The sequence below is a fragment of the Bacteroidota bacterium genome, from assembly GCA_005882315.1.
Classification (GTDB): Bacteria; Bacteroidota; Bacteroidia; order Chitinophagales; family Chitinophagaceae; genus VBAR01.
In genome coordinates, this window is the sequence record VBAR01000003.1 from 523,753 (window position 1) to 541,250 (window position 17,498).

A 17,498-nucleotide genomic window follows, 5' to 3' on the forward strand; every position below is an offset into this window, starting at 1 on the left:
CAAAAACAAATACGTACTATGAGCAACAGAACACTTACAATGATCAAACCGGATGCCATGAAAAAAGGTTATGCCGGTGGAATTTTAGACATGATGATCCAGGGTGGTTTTCGTGTAGTGGCTTTGAAACAATTACAACTGACACCTGAAAAAGCCGGTGAGTTTTATGCAGTGCATAAAGAAAGACCTTTCTATGGTGAACTGGTTGAGTTTATGAGCAGCGGCCCCATCATTGCTGCTATACTTGAAAAAGAAAATGCAGTGGCTGATTTCCGTAAACTGATTGGCGCTACCAATCCTGCCAATGCAGAAGAAGGAACTATCCGCAAAAAATATGCATCAAGCGTGGGAGAAAATGCTGTACACGGAAGTGACAGTGATGAAAACGCAAAGATCGAAGGCGATTTTTTCTTTTCAGCTCTTGAGAGATTTTAAAAAAGATTTACTTTAATTGTATTTGCGAAAGTTTTTTGTTAACAAAAGACTTTCGTTTTTTTTATAAAATGCCTGATATGAAATAGTTTAAAAAAATTGTTTTGCCGACCGGGGCTTAGAAACTTTCGCATATTTTTGAGTTGTGCGTCAGCATAGACCGACTCTACGCAAGACAACAAAAAGACTTTAAGCAACTGAAATAACGAATGATATAAGTATGAAACAATTTTTAATTTTTATTGGCGGTATGGTTGCAGGAGCTTTACTCTTGTATGCAATCGGGTTTAGGAAAGAAAGTTCCGTAAGAGAACAACTAGGACGGGAACTAATTGAAACGCTATCACACAACCTTACAAACCAAGAGGCAGAAGTTCAATACATAGAAGTAAAAGGTAAAAAAGGAAATGTGACTTTACACACAGGTATGACAAAAGATTCTGTAAGGATACTTGTAGGCAAACCTGATAATGTTGAATTACGTTCTTACGGGAATGCACTTGAAGACTGGGGTTATAAGATTAGGAATAATTATGTGCCTGACTTAGAAATAAATTTTGAAGCTGGAAAATTAAAGAGCCTGCGACAGAACTAATTACATAAATCAAAACTGAAATATGGAAGGACTGCTTTTAATACTTTTTGCCATTGCAATCTTTGTATTAAAACAGTTTGTTTTTGAGCACAGACGCAAACAAAGGCGTGACTATTATCGCAATGACTATCTAAAATCGGAAGCATGGAAGAGGAAATGTTATGTTGTGATGAAGAGAGATAATTGGCGTTGCGTATTTTGTGGTGGTCGGGCGACACAGGTTCATCATAAGAGATACGCAAAATACAATATTGGGAAAGAACCAATTGAATGGCTTGTTTCAGTATGTAATTCGTGCCATGACAAACAACATCAATGACAAACCGAAAATGCCGAACGCACAATTTTCAATCAGCTGCGGCTCCGGGCTGGACATTATAAAATACCAGCACAGCAGCAAGCTCTGGCCGTTGCCTGCAAGTGTAGAACAGACCCCACTTCTATGACAAAGAAAATAATATTGATAGCTTGTGTTTCTCAAAAGGGTGACAAAAAGGCGAAGGCGAAAGATTTATACATCAGCCAACTTTTTAAAAGCAGTTTGGCATTTGCTAATAAACAAAACCCTGACAAGATTTTTATCCTTTCAGCACTTCACCATCTGCTTGACATTGACCAAGAAATTGAACCATATAACGTAACACTAAGTAAAGTTCCAAAAGCAAAAAGAAAACCAGGACTTAAAATATTGACTTCCGAAGAAAAAGTAAATTGGGGTAAGAAAGTTGTAGAGCAACTTTCCAAACAAACAGATTTGCAGAATGATGAATTTATGGTTTTGGCAGGACAAGAATATATCAAACCAATCATAAACTGTATTCCACACTTTCAAAACCCATTAAACGGACTAAGACAAGGTGAAAGAGTAAAATTCCTTAACAAAAATAGACAATGAAAAATAGTGCTTTAGAATTACATCAACTTTTCAACCAGCAAAAAAGGTTTACGTTTCCGTTTGACAAATTCATTAACGAAATTCCAAAGAATGGTATTTACATTATTTTTGAAAGTGGCGAAAAATATCAAGCCTTTGACAGAATTGTAAGAGTTGGTACACATACAGGAATTAACCAACTACGTTCCAGACTTAAACAACACTTTGTAAAAGAAAATAAAAATAGAAGCATCTTTAGAAAAAATATTGGACGCTGTTTTCTGAACAAAGACAATAGTGCTTATTTAAATCTTTGGGAACTTGACACGACTTCAAGGGTTGACAAAGAAAAAAACTTAAAATTGCTTGACCTGCCTTTTGAAAAGGAAATTGAAAAAATGATTAGCAATTACGTTCAGACCAATCTTTCATTTTGTGTGTTTGAAATTGACACAAAAGATGACCGACTTTTTTGGGAAAGTAAAATAGTTTCAACATTAGCAAAAGCATCAGATATAAAACCAACAGACAAATGGTTAGGCAATCACTCAACCAAGGACAAAATAAAAGCAAGTGGACTTTGGCAAGTGAACGAACTTTATAATGACGCTTTAACTGAGACAGAATTAGAACAACTAAAAGCAAAATTCGGGTGACAGAAAACACCTGCAGGCAACAAAAGTATTTGCAAAATCATTTCACTCAAATCTCTTTTGTCTTTGTGATCTTATTATCAACCGGAGTTACCTGGTATCCTTCTTTCTTTAATAAATTAATTACACCATTCTTTCCGGGTAAATGACCGGCTCCAACAGCAATCACCATTGATTTTTTTGGCAACAGGTCTTTTAATTTAGCAACCCAGTTCCTGTTTCGGTTAAACAATAAAATATCATAATACTTCAGCATGCCGGGTTCTGTTTTTATCATCAGTTCTTCCAACTTAGAAAGATCCTGTGCTTTGTAGGCATCCATCAATGCTTCCGTTTCATTATTCTTTGCCCCTGCTTCCGAACTATCAATAAAAGCCAGTAACTGTGCCGCCTGCATTTTATAAGGTATACTGTCGAGAATGCCCGCCTGGTATTTTATAGTTTCAAGACCGCTTATCTTCTTTTTATTATCTGCCGCTTGCTCCATTACAACCTGCTCGATAGCGATTGCATCATCGCATTCCATACCGCCTTGCTCAAGCAGACCGCTTGCAAGCATAGGTTTAAATTTCTGCAGCATATCAAAAGGCAGCATACTGCTGGTCTTTTCAAAATACTTTTTTACTCTTACAAATTCTTCAGGAGTGTACAGATCTTCAAGAGTTGTATCGCCAAGCATGGTCAAAGAACTCAATGCCCCCATCATTTCAATAATATTGCTCATGTCGATCTCAAGATATACCTCGTCACATTTTGCAATTGCATCTTTAAAATTATTGCTTAGACCCGCATCGGCACCGCAGATCATATGAATAGTGCCATAGAGGTAGGAAGGTTTTTCCAAGCCCTTGCCACTGATCTTCCAAAGTAATGTGTTGTTAGCATTTGAGGATTTGCTCTCGGTTTTTGTTTTTGATGATTGAGAACAGGCTGTCACACATACCAACGCCATCATCATGCCTATACTTATTCGTTTCATGGGTTCCAAGTTTTATGCAAGTTAAATGGATATTGAGAGATTACGATATTGGGATATTGGATATTCAGATATTTTAATTTCGATGACGGCTGAAAGGATAAATTGTTAAAGGGTTTGATTTCCGAATATTTAATATCTCAATATCCAATATCAGCATTTTCACCAAAATACCTCGCTCCAGTGACGAGAGAACTTAATTCCCCATTTTACATTCAATTCATGGGAAGGAATAGACAAACCAAGTTCCTGTTTTATTGCGAGCAAAGGAAGATTTACACCTGCGCCCAATGCAGCAGAAATAGTCCCCTGCACACGGGGATTAATTTCAAGCAGCAGGTATTTTTCTGCGGCAGATTGTTTTACCTGCAAACCAATATTGCCATGCAGTTTTAATTCATGAATGATCTGAGAACAATAGCTGATAATGGATTCATTTTTTATAAACTCACCTTCCACACTTATTCCATTGATCATTCTCTTTCTTGATCGAGGTAAAGCAATTATTGTTTCTCCATGATTGGCAAGACAATCAATAGAATATTCATCACCCGGCAAATATTCGCTTACCAGCAACTCCGGAAACAAACCTGAAGAAAGAATTGCTACCGCTTCTTCAAGTGTCATATATTTTGAATCAGGTTTATGATTTAATAACAGATCAAGCTTATTGATCTTGTTGCTTAGAATTCTAAACCCGCGGCTGCCATTGGATACAGATGGTTTAAAACAAACTTCTTTCTCCGGATAACCTAATTCTTTAACAGCCATTTCAAATTGTTCAACCGTTTCAACAACACGATATACAGGCAGATCAATTCCCCGCCATTCAATAAATTGGTAAAGCCGGCTTTTATTATTTGCTATCTCCAGTGATTCTGCTGATGAAACAAGCAGCTTTACACCATTTGCTTCAAATTCTTTTACATGCTGAGATAATGGAATTAATTCTCTTGTTACCAACGGCATCAGCACATGAATATTTTTTTCCCTGCAAACAGATAAAATTGTTTCAATAAAATTTTCTTTGTGTGCATAAGGGATCGTTACAAAATCTTCTACTAGCCTGCGGCCAACTGCATCGGGGTTTGCATCTGCGGCTATTACCTGGATATTCGGATTCTGAAACAGGCATTTCAAAATACCGGCAGCTCCGGGAGCACCGGCGCCGGTCATTAATACATTGATACCCCTGTCCCCTAAAGGGGAACTTAGATCTATTTTTTCTTTTTTGATTTGCATAGTTTGAAATTCGAAAATAATCAGAAACATCAATCCTATGTTTCCCCTTTAGGGGGACAGGGGGTTAACTACTGCTTCTTCACCATACATCTGGTTCTTAAATTTCAATGAAGGTGAAGAAATAAAATTCCCGATTCCCAATTCACTCCACTTTTCATCCACAGCTTTTATAGTTGTATCATCAGCAACAATAATATTCGGCCAATCACGGTGAAAATCATCCAGCTCTTTTGTTTTTCTTGTTCCATCTAATCCCATACAAGCTCCGGTTGATCTATGGCTTATCACAGAATCTCTTTTCGGATCAAGATTATTGCAAAAACGCCATAAAGCAATTGCCAGATCATTTGCATTCACCGTATGCTCCACATATAAAATTATTTTGATGCCTTCAGTTTCTTTCAATGCGCAAATCTGTTGATGTAATTCTTTTATATGCCCCTTCCTGTTTTTCTCAACAGAAATAATGATGCAGGGTATCTCTTTTAGAAGCAATTCAGCATTCACAGATTTTATTTCTGGAAAACTATTTTTTAAATTTTCAATATTCAAATTCTGAATCCTGAATCCTGAATCCTGGCTACTGTCCTTTTCCTCTTCAAACTTAAAAGTTCCATCAATACACATCTTTCCTCCAAAGCCCAGTTTGCTGCAACTATGATCCAACACATCCATCGGTCCCTGTGAAAAATAAATATCTGTAGCTGGATTCAGATTTTTAAAAACAACTCTTGCTAACTCTTCGTAGTTCTGAATTTTTACATCGCCGCTTGCAAGCACCAGTATTTTATTAAACATCATTTGCCCGGCACCCCACATTGCATTCATTACTTTTTGTCCCTGCCCTGCATAGTCTTTATGAATTTTTGTAATGACGAGATTATGAAACACACCTTCAACCGGCATATCCATATCAGCGATCTCCGGCACCAGTGTCATTTTTATAGGTGCTAAAAAGATCCGTTCAGTTGCTTTGCCAAGCCAGGCATCTTCCTGCGGCGGTATACCAACTATTGTTGCCGGGTAAACAGGATTTTTTTTATGTGTAATAGCAGTAATATGAAACCGGGGATACCAATCGGGTAATGAATAATAACCTGTATGATCACCAAACGGTCCTTCCCAAATCAATTCTTCATCGGGTTCTACATAGCCTTCAATAATGAAATCAGCATCAGCAGGCACTTCAATATCCGGTTGTGTTATACATTTTACAAGCTCCACTTTTTTCTTTCGTAAAAAACCTGCCAGCATATACTCATCTACATTTTCAGGCAATGGTGCGGTAGCAGAATAAGCATAAACCGGATCGCCGCCTAATGCAACTGCAACCGGCATACGTTTATTCATTTTTTTATATTCATTAAAATGTTTGGCAGATACTTTATGCTTGTGCCAGTGCATACCTGTAAGTGTTGGTTCAAATACCTGCATGCGATACATACCAACGTTACGTGTATTTGTATTAGGATCTTTGGTATGAATAACGGGTAATGTTACAAATGGCCCACCGTCTTTTGGCCAACAAGTAATGACAGGTAGTTTTGTAATATCAGGATCTTGCATCACCACTTCCTGGCATTCGCCCCTGCCTTTTTTTACTTTCGGCATCCAGGAAGCAAACTCACTGAGCTTTGGCAGTAATTTTAATTTATCTAATATTCCTTCTTTCGGTGAAGCAAGCATTTTAAATAAACTCTCGATTTCTTTTGCTACATCATCAAGATGATTCACACCAAGTGCCAGGCACATTCTTCTATCACTTCCATATGCATTCATCAGCACCGGAAAATCATAGCCTGTGTTTTCAAACAATAATGCTTTACCTCCACCGGGTTGTTTGCTTATGCGGTCAGTGATCTCGGCCATTTCCAGTTTAGGATTAACATAAGTCTTTATGCGAAGCAATTCGCCTTCTCTTTCCAATGTTTCAATAAACTGTTGCTGATTTCTATATGCCATGCTATGGATTAAAATGCAAAGTTAACTGAGAATCGATTGCTGATAAAAGAAAAGCCGTTCCGACGATACTATCAGAACAGCCTTTGTTAAAGTTCAAATATTTTTAAAATACATTAGTGGGACAGCCCATTTTGGATTTACCTCCGCCGCCGCCTCCTCCACCATTTCCATTTATGCGGAATGTAAAATGTATGCCAGTGAAATAATACCAGTCTTTATTATTGGGGCTTCCTCTTTCAAAACCTTTTGTAGGATAGCTAGGGCTACCAGATACTACTTCATCACCACGGTAACTCATGTCAACAGACAACTGACCTTTTGCGACTAGTAAATCATTCGGGTCTGCATAAAAACCACTTACATCATCAAAATGATCGGTAAATAATTTTCGCATCCCTAATTCAAGACCTATCCGCAAATTATCATTGATAGCATATTTAATACCGCCGCCAAAAGGAATAGCCATTTGAGTGAGCTTATAAGGTTTAGTTGGGTAACCGGCAATTCCCTGCCCTTCTGTACTCAACGGTTGCAAAAAAACTTTGTTCTTTGCTGCATCAAATGCATAAGGATTGTATTTCGTCAATGCCAACCCTATAAAACCATAAGGTGATAATTTTCTTTCATACAAATTGAAAAGATAATATTCACCAACAAGACTGAATTCATGCACCTGTGTTTCAAAAGCAAGATTGCGGGCAACCAGTTCAGGTTTATCACTGAAACGATCGGCACCGCCAACAATTGCATATGTATACCCGGCGCGGAAGAAAATCTGTTCAGTAAATTCATAATTGGCCGTAATCCCAATGGCACCATTGGTTACTTTCTTTGGAAAAATTTTATCTGTAAGATCTCCATTGTATGCCGCAAGCCCGCCAAATACACCGATATGTAATTGCTGAGCTTCTGACGAAGCAAGTACAAACAGACAAATAATTAAAGAATGCAATTTTTTCATGGTCAGTGATTAAAGCCTTTACAAAGGTATCTCTCAATCAAACTTGTCACACAAGGAATAACGAATTTAAAAATTGAAAATTATCCCCCTATGTTAATGACTACAACTAAACTTTTGTGAAAAGCCCTTTGTATTCAATACCTAATCCCGGTAATTCGGAATACGATATCTTACCAAAATCATACCCAATTCCTGCTGCAAGGTCCTCTTCGAGCAATAAAGGGCCATCCATATCCACATAGTCAATAAATGGAAGCAGGTGAGCTACAGCTGCAGAACCGATAGTAGATTCATTCATACATCCCACCATTACTTTCAAATTCAGTTTTCTTGCCTGTTTTATCATTCGCAAAGCTGGTGTCAAACCACTGCATTTAGTGAGTTTGATATTGATACCATGAAAATGTTCAACGCATTTTTCAACATCCTTTTCAAACACACAGCTTTCATCGGCAAACAAAGGCAAAGAAGATTCCTTGTATAAGATTCTCATCCCTTCCCAATCATCTTTTGCCAGTGGTTGTTCCACCATTTCCACACCCAGGTCTTTTAGTTGGGGAATCAATTTCAATGCAGTTTGTATATCCCATGCTGCATTTGCATCTACTCTTAGGATAGAATCCGTTTCATTACGTAAAGCTTTTACAATTGCAATGTCATCTGCTGTACCTACTTTGATCTTATAAATGGGCCACGGCTTTTCTTTCAACTTTGCCACCATTTTTTCAATACTGTCTATACCGATAGTATAATCCGTCAAAGGATTTTTTGAAATATCTCCATTCCATAATTCATAGAGCTTTTTCTTTTTGAGTTTGCCATACATATCCCATGCAGCAATATCCAACGCACAAACAAGAAACGGATTTGCCGGGATCAAATGATGGAGATAATGCCAATAACGCTCCGGTTCTGTGAAAGCAAATTTTTCTGTGAAGATCTTTTTTCGTTCAAAATCTTCAACCATTTTTTCTACCGTAATATTATAGTACCTGATAGCCGGTGCTTCACCATAACCTTTCAGACCGAAATGCTCCAGCTCAATAACTAATGTAGGCTGATGTGTTTTTGTACCTTTTGAAATGGTGAATGGATGACGGAACTTGAGATTGAATGGATGAGCAGTGATCTTCATAACACTTAATGTGCGGATTTAGTAATGTGCGAATGTGCGCATTTTTTTTGGAATGACATTGTTTAAAGTAATTCGCACATTAATCAATTCGCAAATCTGCACATTTATTATCGTCCTGAATGTTCTATGTATCCACGCAGTTCTTCATTAAACTCTTTTTCCTTCAGCAGATCTTCCAGTGTAATATGCATACGGAAATTCCAGTAGTGATTGGGGTCAGCAGGAATATTGATCCGTTCTTCATGAGGATTCTCACGGCGCAAGTCTTCACTCATTCCTAATAAATCCTGCAACTGGAAAATACTCCACATAGCAGGCGAATTAAGATGCTGCAAAACAATTGCACGATTTATCCATGCTTCACAGAAATAAGGAGCCTCGCCCCACTGCTGTAAAATATGATTGTAAAAATGTTGTGTTTTTGCCCTATCCTCTTCCCACCAGCCGCGAATAGTACTCATATCATGTGTAGATGGAGTGATCACAGATAAATACGGCGCATCATTCGGATGAAAAAATTCAATACCTGTTTTTTTAGGCATCCGTTGAATTTCTAAACTCAGCATGCCCAACTGCTCCATTACATCCGGCACACAATGCGGCACCATTCCCAGATCCTCACCACAGATCATCATATTAGTGGTTCGTTTGAGGTGAGGCAATTTCTGCATCGCTTCGCTGTACCAGAAATCATCCTGGCGTTTGAAGAAATAATTTACATACAGTTCTTTCAGTTTTTGCTGTACATCATCAGGCAGACACCTGAATGAAGCAGTATCTTCCATCGCAATGCGAAAATGAAAACGGGTTTGCTGTGAATCCAATTCTTCAAATAAAATAATATTTGAAACAAGATCAAACAATCCTTCTTTGAGTTTTTTGTTTTCATCCGTCAGTTCTTTATCACCAAAATATTCCTCTACCTTTCTTTGAGTGGAAAATTCAGGTTTCAAATTCATTGAACCATCTTCTCCAATTAAAATAAATTCTGACCTTACCTGTTCAGCCAGCTCACCAAAATATTCGTTCAACACATCATCAGTGATAAAAGGTTTACAGTAACGGTCGTAATCAAACGGAATAAAATTTTGTCCGAACTCACCGATATGAATGGCTACGGCCGGAACAAATCTGCCCATTATACCTTCAATACTTTCCGAAGGAATACTCCAAATGCGGAAAAAGCCGAGTATATGATCGATGCGGAATGCATCAAAATAATTACTCATCTGTGCAAAGCGTTGTTTCCACCAGCTATAACCATCTTTCTGCATTCTTTTCCAGTTGTAAGTAGGCAGGCTCCAGTTTTGTCCTTTCACAGCAAAATGATCAGGAGGTGCCCCCGCATAGGTATCGAGATTATATAACTCAGGTTCTACCCATGCATCACATGCATTGCGATAAATGCCTATAGGTATATCCCCTTTTACAACAATTCCTTTTTTATGTGCATAATCAGTTGCTTCTTTCAGTTGAGTGTGTAAATGATATTGAACAAAATAATTAAAGGCAATTGCTTTAAATGAATTGGAACCGGGAGAGATCAGTTTAGCAACTTCTTTTTCATTATAAGTCTTATACATTTTCCATTTGCCGAATTCTATTGTCTTGTTTTTATCACGCAAATAGCAAAACACAGCATACGGAACCATCCAATGTTTATTGTCTTCAAAAAAAGATTTGAAATCATCCTGTTCAAAAACTTCTTCCGCAGCCAGTTCATAAATTTCTTTTAGTACACCCGTCTTTACTTTCATCACCATTTCATGATCCACTCCTGTTTCCTTATTCAGCTTCTTCTTCACCTTATTTAATGACTCCAGTTGATCGGCATAATCTTTACCTGCAACAGTTTCAAGATTGATATAAGCAGGATGCAATGCAAATGCAGAAATAGCAGCGTAAGGATATGAGTCAGATTTTTTATAGGTAGCCGTTGTATCATTGATGGGGAGCAGCTGGATCATTTTTAATCCTGTGGTCTTTGCCCAATCCACCAGCTGTTTCAGATCATTGAATTCACCTATACCCAAACCATCTTTACTGCGTAGCCCAAAAACAGGGATAGCAACCCCTGCCCCACGAAAGGTATTATTAGGCAGATGTACAAATCCATCATGCACAATAGTAGCTCTGCCTTCAATTGGTTTTATATTCAGAAAACGGTTTTGCCCATCTTCAAATTTTATAAAATCATTTTTGGCAATATTGTAAACACCATATTTATAAGTAAGTGGGAATTCGGATGCGGGAACATTTGTATTGATATACCACCAATCACCGAATTTTGAAAGGACCAATGGATTTACTGTATCCCATTTACCCAATTCGTTACCGCTGCCTGCAATGGCTATCACTTCATTCTTCTTAAGTAACGGAGCTTTTACACGAAACAACTGACCGGATTCAAATCCTTTTTTCGTTTTCTTCTCTTTATGAAGTTTATGAAATAATACTTCACTGAATGGTCGGGTAAAAAAAATATTTTCATACTCACCCGTATGGTTCCATGTATCAATGATATCAATAGCTGCTACATTTGAGTTTTGTAAATAAACCTGGCGTGCCGTCTCCCCTTCATTCACAATTATACCTTCAGCGGTTTTGAGGAAATAACTGTATTGAAAATTCTTTTGACCTTGAGTAATATCAAGTTCCAGCTCCCATGCTTCGGAGTTGAGATATTTAAGTGGCAATTCTTTTACATCGAGTTCACCAATGCCAGCCATTGACTTTATGTTCATCCATAAGGTCTGACCTAACTCTGTATGAAAGCGCAGAAAAAAATGAAGATGCATTTTAGTTGGTTCGTTGTGAAAACACTCATTCCTGCGCTGCAATCACAGGGATAACGAAAATAAAAAAATATGCGAATGAACAATGTTTTATATTCATGTTAATTTGAATTTCTATGAGTGCAAACGTTTTCAGCTGGAAAAAACTTTTCTTTTTCTGCCTTGGACTGGCCTTGGCCAGTATGTTTTGCATGAAATGGATAGAATCTGAGTTTATAATTAATGGCAAATTATTTACGATTATAGATCTTGAATTGAAATTGGACAAACAGGAATTGATAAACCTGCTTTCGGGCCTGGATGATAAAACAAGAACCGTAGTCGGCTACCATCTCCATTTTGATTTTCTTTTTATGGCCGGTGTTTTCCCGGGGTTGGCCTGTCTTTGCATGATGGCGAGAGAAAGAACCCGAAATAAACTGGTTCAGTCATTACTTCTTTTATTTGCCTTGCTGCAGTTTTTCGCATGGGGCTTTGATATTTATGAAAACCTGAATCTGATCAAATGGTTGAATGACCCTGCGACAGTTGATGGGATAGATTTCTATCATTTGCTGGTAAGGCTCAAATTCCTTTTTGCTTTCGGAGCTTTACTTGTATCATTGGTTGCTTTTCTTTTTTTTAGAAAAAAAACCACAAATATTCAATCCTGAATCTGCAATTCAGTTCTCTCCCTTACATTTGCATCAAATTTTTAAACATGACCAAGACCAATTCAAAGAACAAAGCATTATGGTGGCTTGTATTTCTCGGATCAACTGCTGCTTTATTGTTTGCAATATATACTCACTGGGAGTGGTTGACATTGATCCTTCCTTTCCAGACAACTGCTTTCGTAAAAGCACTTGACATTATGTAACTATTCACATCTGTTGATATTTAAATGAGTCAGTCACGCCTTTGGCGTGACTATTTTTTTGCCTTCCTCGGATAGATTGAATATTTTTATACAAGAAATTATTTCAAAAACCTTCCTGCCCTGCGGGAAAAATTCCAAACTATGAGAAAATATATTGCTCTTTTTTTCGCCATCTTATTACTCACTCCATCAGTAAATAATTTAACCGCTGCCGTAATAGTCCCGGTGTCCATTACAGCATCCGAACCAACACCTGAAGAAATAAAGGCTGCTGCAGCGAAAGAGTTTAAATCGCTTTCAAAAAAAGAAAAGAAAATGCGGCTGAAACATCTTAAAGCCGAATTGAAAACTTTAATGGCTCTTAAAGAGCAGGGCTATGAAACTGACACAAACACTTTTCTTTTATTGATACTTGCCATTTTATTACCTCCCCTGGCTGTATACCTACACCAGGGAGAAATCAATACTAAATTCTGGATCACATTAATTCTCTGGTTACTGGGTTGGGTTTTCTGGGGAGCATTAGCATGGGTACCAGCATTACCTGCAATTATATATGCAATACTTGTTATTTTAGGCAGCGCATAAATCAATTTTATTTTTTTAGAGCCATCCATTTAACGACGGATGGCTTTATTTTTTCTGCTCTTCCTTATTAGCATTTATTAATCACTTAAATTCATTCTCAAATATATTTTATGAATAGAGGCAGAAGAGATTTTATCCGCAACAGTTCGTTTACTATCGCAGGTTTAGGTTTACTACAAAGCGATCTCTTTTCAGTATTAAAAGACAAAGGGCTGCTTGGTATTCAGTTGTATTCTGTAAGAGATGCTATGAGAATCGACCCGATTGGCACATTGAAGCAACTGGCAGAAATGGGATACCAGTATGTTGAACATGCCAATTATATAGACCGGAAGTTTTATGGCTTCCCAGCTAAGGAGTTTAAAAAAATACTACATGACCTAAGGTTGAAAATGCCGAGTGGACATACGGTAATGGATAAAAACCATTGGGATGAAACAAAGAAGGATTTCACCGATGCATGGAAATGGACCGTTGAGGATGCAGCTGAAATGGGGCAGGAAATTGTTATCAGCCCATCGCTGAATGAGAGTATGCGTAAAACTGCCGATGACCTGAAGCAGTACATGGAAATATTTAATAAAAGCGGGGAGCTTTGTAAGAAATCGGGTATGAAATTTGGCTATCATAACCATGATTTTGAATTCAGTACAAAGCTTGGCGACAAAACTGTATACGAATTGATATTGGAAAACACGGACCCCAAATTAGTGGTCCAGCAGCTGGATACCGGGAATATGTACCACACAGGTGCCCGTGCACAGGATTGGCTGAAAAAGTATCCCGGACGTTTTAGAAGCATGCATGTGAAGGATGAGATAAAAACGGATAAAGGAGAAAAGGACGGCCAATATGAAAGCTGTATACTGGACAAAGGAATTGTAAATATTAAAGAAGTACTGGAGCTTGGCGAAAAAGTTGGCGGCACAAAGCATTTCATTATCGAACAAGAAAGCTACCAGGGTAGATTACCGTTGGACTGTATGAAAGATAACCTCATCATTATGAAAACATGGGGCTATTGATCCGGGTTTAATAAACACATATGTAGAAAAGAAAATATGAACATATTGAGGATTAGGAAGTAATTTTATAAAAATTTATTCAATGAACTTATTTGTCGCTGGCCTCCCCTATGATTTAGATGATGCAGAACTGGAAGAAATTTTTGAAAAGTTTGGAAAAGTAGTTTCAGCAAAGGTTTCTATGGACAGGGAAACAGGTAAAAGCCGTGGCTTTGGATTTGTAAAAATGGAAAATGCTGCCGATGGCCAGGAAGCTATCGAAATGCTTAAAGGAATTTTTCTTGGCAAGAAAGAACTGATCGTAAAAGAAGCTGAGGATAGACCAGGTGGTGGCGGTGGGCAACGTCCGGGTGGAGATAGCCGTGGTGGCGGTGGTGGTTTCAATAGAAGACCACCAGGTGGAGGATACGGTGGTGGTGGTGGATATAGCGGCGGCGGAGGCAATGACAGAAGAAGATATTGAAGTAAGACCGGGAAGAGAAACACCTGATACAAAAAAGGATTAAAAAAGAAAATATTGATTCCTGTTATACGCAAGTGTAACAGGTTTTTTTTGCTTGTTACAAAAATATTTTGCGCAACCAAATTGTTGCATATATTTGCAACCTAATAGTTGCACGAAAATTTTAAATCTATGAGACGTGATGTTTTCCAGGCAATAGCCGACCCGACACGAAGAGCCATATTGGTATTGGTAGCAACACAAGCTATGACACCAAATGCAATGGCTGAAAAGTTTGACACTACAAGGCAGGCTGTATCTAAACATATTAAAGTGCTCACTGAATGTGAACTGGTAAAACAACAGCATAACGGCAGGGAGATCTATTACTATTTAAACGCAAAAAAAATGAAAGAAGTCGCTGACTGGCTTGAACCATTCCGCCAAATATGGGAAAGCCGCTTTAACCAACTCGATACTCTTTTAGCAACGCTCAAAAAGAAAGGCAATGCAAAATAATAAGGTCCGCATTGAAAGAATTTTTGATGCACCGGTAGAATTGGTATGGCAGGCATGGACAAAACCTGAATTGCTGATGCTTTGGTTTGGATCTGATCCAAATGGAACAGTACAGAAAGCAGAAGTTGATCTAAGAGTTGGTGGTGCTTATGAAATTAATTTCAAAGATTCTGATTTAACAGAACATGCATGTCATGGTATATTTATTGAGATAGTTAAAAAAAGTAAGCTTGTATTCAGTTGGGAATGGAAAAGCGAACCGGGTCATATTTCGCAGGTGGAAGTAAACCTGTTTGCTTTCGGAGAAAAAACCAAAATGATCTTTGAACATAAAAACTTAAATCCTGATTCAATTCATAACTATGAAAGCGGCTGGATTGGTGGCTTCAATAAAATTGATAAAGCATTAAAAACAAAACAATGAAACAAACGACTTACAACGTTGCCCCAGGCGGCAATCAAATGCATGCAGAAAGAGAATTTGATGGCTCACTTGAACAGGTATGGAGTGCATGGGCAGAACCTGAGCTTTTGGATCAATGGTGGGCTCCTCTCCCATATAAAGCTGTAACTAAGACGATGGATTTCCGTGAAGGTGGTCGCTGGCATTATTATATGCGTGGCCCTGCAGGTGAACAGCATTGGTGTATGCTCAACTATTTTAAAATTGAACCACAAAAACGTTTTACAAGTGATGATCTGTTTTGTGATGAAGAAGGAAATCCTAATAAGGAACTTCCAACAATGCTATGGGATGTAATGTTTGCGGGCACTGGTGCATCCACTAAAGTATCAGTAAAAATAAATTTCAAGAGCAAAGAAGACCTGGATAAAATTGTAGAGATGGGCTTCAAAGAAGGATTCAGTATGGCACATGAGAACCTGGATAAGCTATTGGAGAAAGCAAAAACATTAGTTTGATCTACAGGAAGACAACACTCCTCTCCTTGATAATATCTTATACTTCGTGTGGAATCATTACGAAGTACTGCAGGTATAATAAAGGTATCATTCGATACCTTTATTATACTTAAAAATGAAACAAGCCTGGAACAAAACCAAACACCTGGTGACTGCACTGATTTATATCATTGGCATACTGGTTTTTGTAACTCTGTTTGATATTGTTGTTGCTGTTCTCAACGGCCGGTTTTATTCTGATGCAGCCTTTGTTGCTTTATTCGGAGTATCAGGTGTATTTGCTGCTTTCCTCGGTTATGGTGCCGGGATGGATACTGCCGAGACAAAAAATAAAATCACACGTAGAAGCCTTGGATTGTTACTCGCCATTACAGGCTTGTTATTTATTTTTTTCTTTTCAGAAATTGAAGGCGGTGAATACAGAATACCATTTAAAGCCTATGGCATTACTATAGTAGCAACAAGTCTGTTTCTTCTTAGTGGAAAATTTGATGATTACTAAACATGGATTGATCAAAGAAAAAACTAATCCCTGAATTCCTGGCTGATCATCAAACCATAAAATCCGCCATCCAATACCCCAATTCCCAACCGGTGAAAATGAGGACTTAAAATATTTGCTCTATGACCGGGAGAATTCATAAGGTTATTATGCGCTATTTCTAAGGTTTGTGCTAATGCAAGATTTTCCCCGGCATCCAGGAAACGAACATTTGCATCCCGCATTCTTTGAAAAGGATCTTTACCCTCAAGATCATTATGAGAAAAATATCCTTTTACAAACATATCCTGTGAATGTGCTCTTGCTACCTGTGTCATTTCCGGATCGGCCTGCAATATTTGTAATCCATTTTTTTGTCTTTCCTTATTTACCAGTACCAACATTTCTGCTTCCAGGTCTGCCCTCACCTTAGCTCTATCAAATTTGTATGGAAGATTGACTTTTTCATGTGATTCAGGATGTTGAATCGTAAGACTGTTCATTGTTTGCCTGATCGCATCATTCATTATAGGCGCCAGTTTCCGGTTGGCCCAGTCTGCCTGCATTGCAAGTTGTGGTCCGAAACGACTCTCACGAATATTATTCGTAAGGCCATCTCTAAGAGGAAATGAAAGCAACAATGCGGAAAATATTATTGCATAAATGCCTCCATTGATAATGCCGGGAATGATACCCAGGAATTTGTTGATACCATTTTCATTTGCCGCTGCTGGAATGTTGCGGGCAATAAGATTTCTAATAAATCCAATAAGTATCCTTGCAACTAATGCTGTTAAGAGAAAAGCAAGCGGTAAACGCCATACACCGAGATTGCCAATTTTATCAAGCCCGATCGCTGTATAGGGATAAAAAAGATAAGCAAGTACAAAACTGCTTAGCCATGTAATAAGATCTAATACGCCGAGGATAAAGCCACGGTAAAAACCAAGAATTACCGCTATGATAATTATAAATAGAATAATAAAGTCTATCCAATTCATATAAAAGGATCAAAAATTAAATCCGGCGAAAATCTTA

Annotated in this window: 19 protein-coding genes; 12 read left to right on the forward strand and 7 right to left on the reverse strand. The window is 37.9% G+C overall.

The genetic code is table 11. From position 1 onward, the window contains the following. The first annotated feature begins 18 nt into the window (after positions 1 to 18). From E6H07_15705 to E6H07_15720, 4 genes are all read left to right on the forward strand, one after another. Positions 19 to 435 (forward strand): nucleoside-diphosphate kinase, encoded by a 417-nt coding sequence (locus E6H07_15705; GenBank protein ID TMI62848.1) that lies wholly within the window; start codon positions 19 to 21, stop codon positions 433 to 435. Between the two features lie 217 nt (positions 436 to 652). Next, the gene (locus E6H07_15710) at positions 653 to 1,027 is read left to right on the forward strand and encodes a hypothetical protein (protein ID TMI62849.1); all 375 of its coding nucleotides are present in this window, start codon (positions 653 to 655) and stop codon (positions 1,025 to 1,027) included. Positions 1,028 to 1,469: 442 nt separating this feature from the next. Then, positions 1,470 to 1,922, forward strand: coding sequence for a hypothetical protein (locus E6H07_15715; protein TMI62850.1), 453 nt, complete (start codon positions 1,470 to 1,472; stop codon positions 1,920 to 1,922). Next, a complete protein-coding gene (locus E6H07_15720) occupies positions 1,919 to 2,557 on the forward strand; it encodes a hypothetical protein (protein ID TMI62851.1) in 639 nt (212 codons plus the stop codon). Before E6H07_15715 ends, E6H07_15720 begins: the two co-directional genes overlap by 4 nt. Positions 2,558 to 2,603: 46 nt before the next feature. Here E6H07_15720 and E6H07_15725 read toward each other — a convergent pair whose 3' ends face one another. The 6 genes from E6H07_15725 to E6H07_15750 form a co-directional block, all read right to left on the reverse strand. After that, a complete protein-coding gene (locus E6H07_15725) occupies positions 2,604 to 3,533 on the reverse strand; it encodes a TraB/GumN family protein (protein ID TMI62852.1) in 930 nt (309 codons plus the stop codon). A gap of 159 nt (positions 3,534 to 3,692) precedes the next feature. Beyond that, positions 3,693 to 4,802 carry an ATP-grasp domain-containing protein gene (locus tag E6H07_15730; GenBank protein TMI62853.1) on the reverse strand — a complete coding sequence of 370 codons (1,110 nt, stop codon included), beginning with the start codon at positions 4,800 to 4,802 and terminating at the stop codon, positions 3,693 to 3,695. An 18-nt stretch (positions 4,803 to 4,820) separates the two neighbouring features. Beyond that, on the reverse strand, positions 4,821 to 6,734 hold the full coding sequence (locus E6H07_15735; GenBank protein ID TMI62854.1) for a menaquinone biosynthesis decarboxylase: 1,914 nt from the start codon (positions 6,732 to 6,734) through the stop codon (positions 4,821 to 4,823). A gap of 103 nt (positions 6,735 to 6,837) precedes the next feature. Continuing rightward, positions 6,838 to 7,695 (reverse strand): hypothetical protein, encoded by an 858-nt coding sequence (locus tag E6H07_15740; GenBank protein TMI62855.1) that lies wholly within the window; start codon positions 7,693 to 7,695, stop codon positions 6,838 to 6,840. 106 nt (positions 7,696 to 7,801) lie between these two features. Next, positions 7,802 to 8,830 carry a dipeptide epimerase gene (locus tag E6H07_15745; GenBank protein ID TMI62856.1) on the reverse strand — a complete coding sequence of 343 codons (1,029 nt, stop codon included), beginning with the start codon at positions 8,828 to 8,830 and terminating at the stop codon, positions 7,802 to 7,804. Positions 8,831 to 8,937: 107 nt separating this feature from the next. Next, positions 8,938 to 11,628, reverse strand: coding sequence for a 4-alpha-glucanotransferase (locus E6H07_15750; GenBank protein ID TMI62857.1), 2,691 nt, complete (start codon positions 11,626 to 11,628; stop codon positions 8,938 to 8,940). Positions 11,629 to 11,741: 113 nt separating this feature from the next. Here E6H07_15750 and E6H07_15755 point away from each other — a divergent pair, with 113 nt between their 5' ends. The 8 genes from E6H07_15755 to E6H07_15790 all read left to right on the forward strand — a co-directional run bounded on the left by E6H07_15755 (position 11,742) and on the right by E6H07_15790 (position 16,481). Then, positions 11,742 to 12,278 carry a hypothetical protein gene (locus E6H07_15755; protein TMI62858.1) on the forward strand — a complete coding sequence of 179 codons (537 nt, stop codon included), beginning with the start codon at positions 11,742 to 11,744 and terminating at the stop codon, positions 12,276 to 12,278. Positions 12,279 to 12,838: 560 nt separating this feature from the next. Then, the gene (locus E6H07_15760) at positions 12,839 to 13,072 is read left to right on the forward strand and encodes a YqaE/Pmp3 family membrane protein (GenBank protein TMI63089.1); all 234 of its coding nucleotides are present in this window, start codon (positions 12,839 to 12,841) and stop codon (positions 13,070 to 13,072) included. Between the two features lie 110 nt (positions 13,073 to 13,182). Beyond that, the gene (locus E6H07_15765; GenBank protein ID TMI62859.1) at positions 13,183 to 14,097 is read left to right on the forward strand and encodes a sugar phosphate isomerase/epimerase; all 915 of its coding nucleotides are present in this window, start codon (positions 13,183 to 13,185) and stop codon (positions 14,095 to 14,097) included. Positions 14,098 to 14,179: 82 nt separating this feature from the next. Continuing rightward, positions 14,180 to 14,560: an RNA-binding protein gene (locus E6H07_15770; protein ID TMI62860.1), complete on the forward strand. Its 381-nt coding sequence runs from the start codon at positions 14,180 to 14,182 to the stop codon at positions 14,558 to 14,560. A 171-nt stretch (positions 14,561 to 14,731) separates the two neighbouring features. Then, the gene (locus tag E6H07_15775; GenBank protein ID TMI62861.1) at positions 14,732 to 15,058 is read left to right on the forward strand and encodes a winged helix-turn-helix transcriptional regulator; all 327 of its coding nucleotides are present in this window, start codon (positions 14,732 to 14,734) and stop codon (positions 15,056 to 15,058) included. After that, a complete protein-coding gene (locus tag E6H07_15780; GenBank protein TMI62862.1) occupies positions 15,048 to 15,482 on the forward strand; it encodes an SRPBCC domain-containing protein in 435 nt (144 codons plus the stop codon). Before E6H07_15775 ends, E6H07_15780 begins: the two co-directional genes overlap by 11 nt. Beyond that, positions 15,479 to 15,979, forward strand: a complete 501-nt coding sequence (locus tag E6H07_15785; GenBank protein ID TMI62863.1) for an SRPBCC domain-containing protein — start codon at positions 15,479 to 15,481, stop codon at positions 15,977 to 15,979. Before E6H07_15780 ends, E6H07_15785 begins: the two co-directional genes overlap by 4 nt. A gap of 115 nt (positions 15,980 to 16,094) precedes the next feature. Next, the gene (locus tag E6H07_15790; protein ID TMI62864.1) at positions 16,095 to 16,481 is read left to right on the forward strand and encodes a hypothetical protein; all 387 of its coding nucleotides are present in this window, start codon (positions 16,095 to 16,097) and stop codon (positions 16,479 to 16,481) included. Between the two features lie 23 nt (positions 16,482 to 16,504). Here the strand turns inward: E6H07_15790 and E6H07_15795 are convergent, their stop codons facing one another. Beyond that, on the reverse strand, positions 16,505 to 17,461 hold the full coding sequence (locus tag E6H07_15795; GenBank protein ID TMI62865.1) for a hypothetical protein: 957 nt from the start codon (positions 17,459 to 17,461) through the stop codon (positions 16,505 to 16,507). Positions 17,462 to 17,498: the final 37 nt, after the last annotated feature.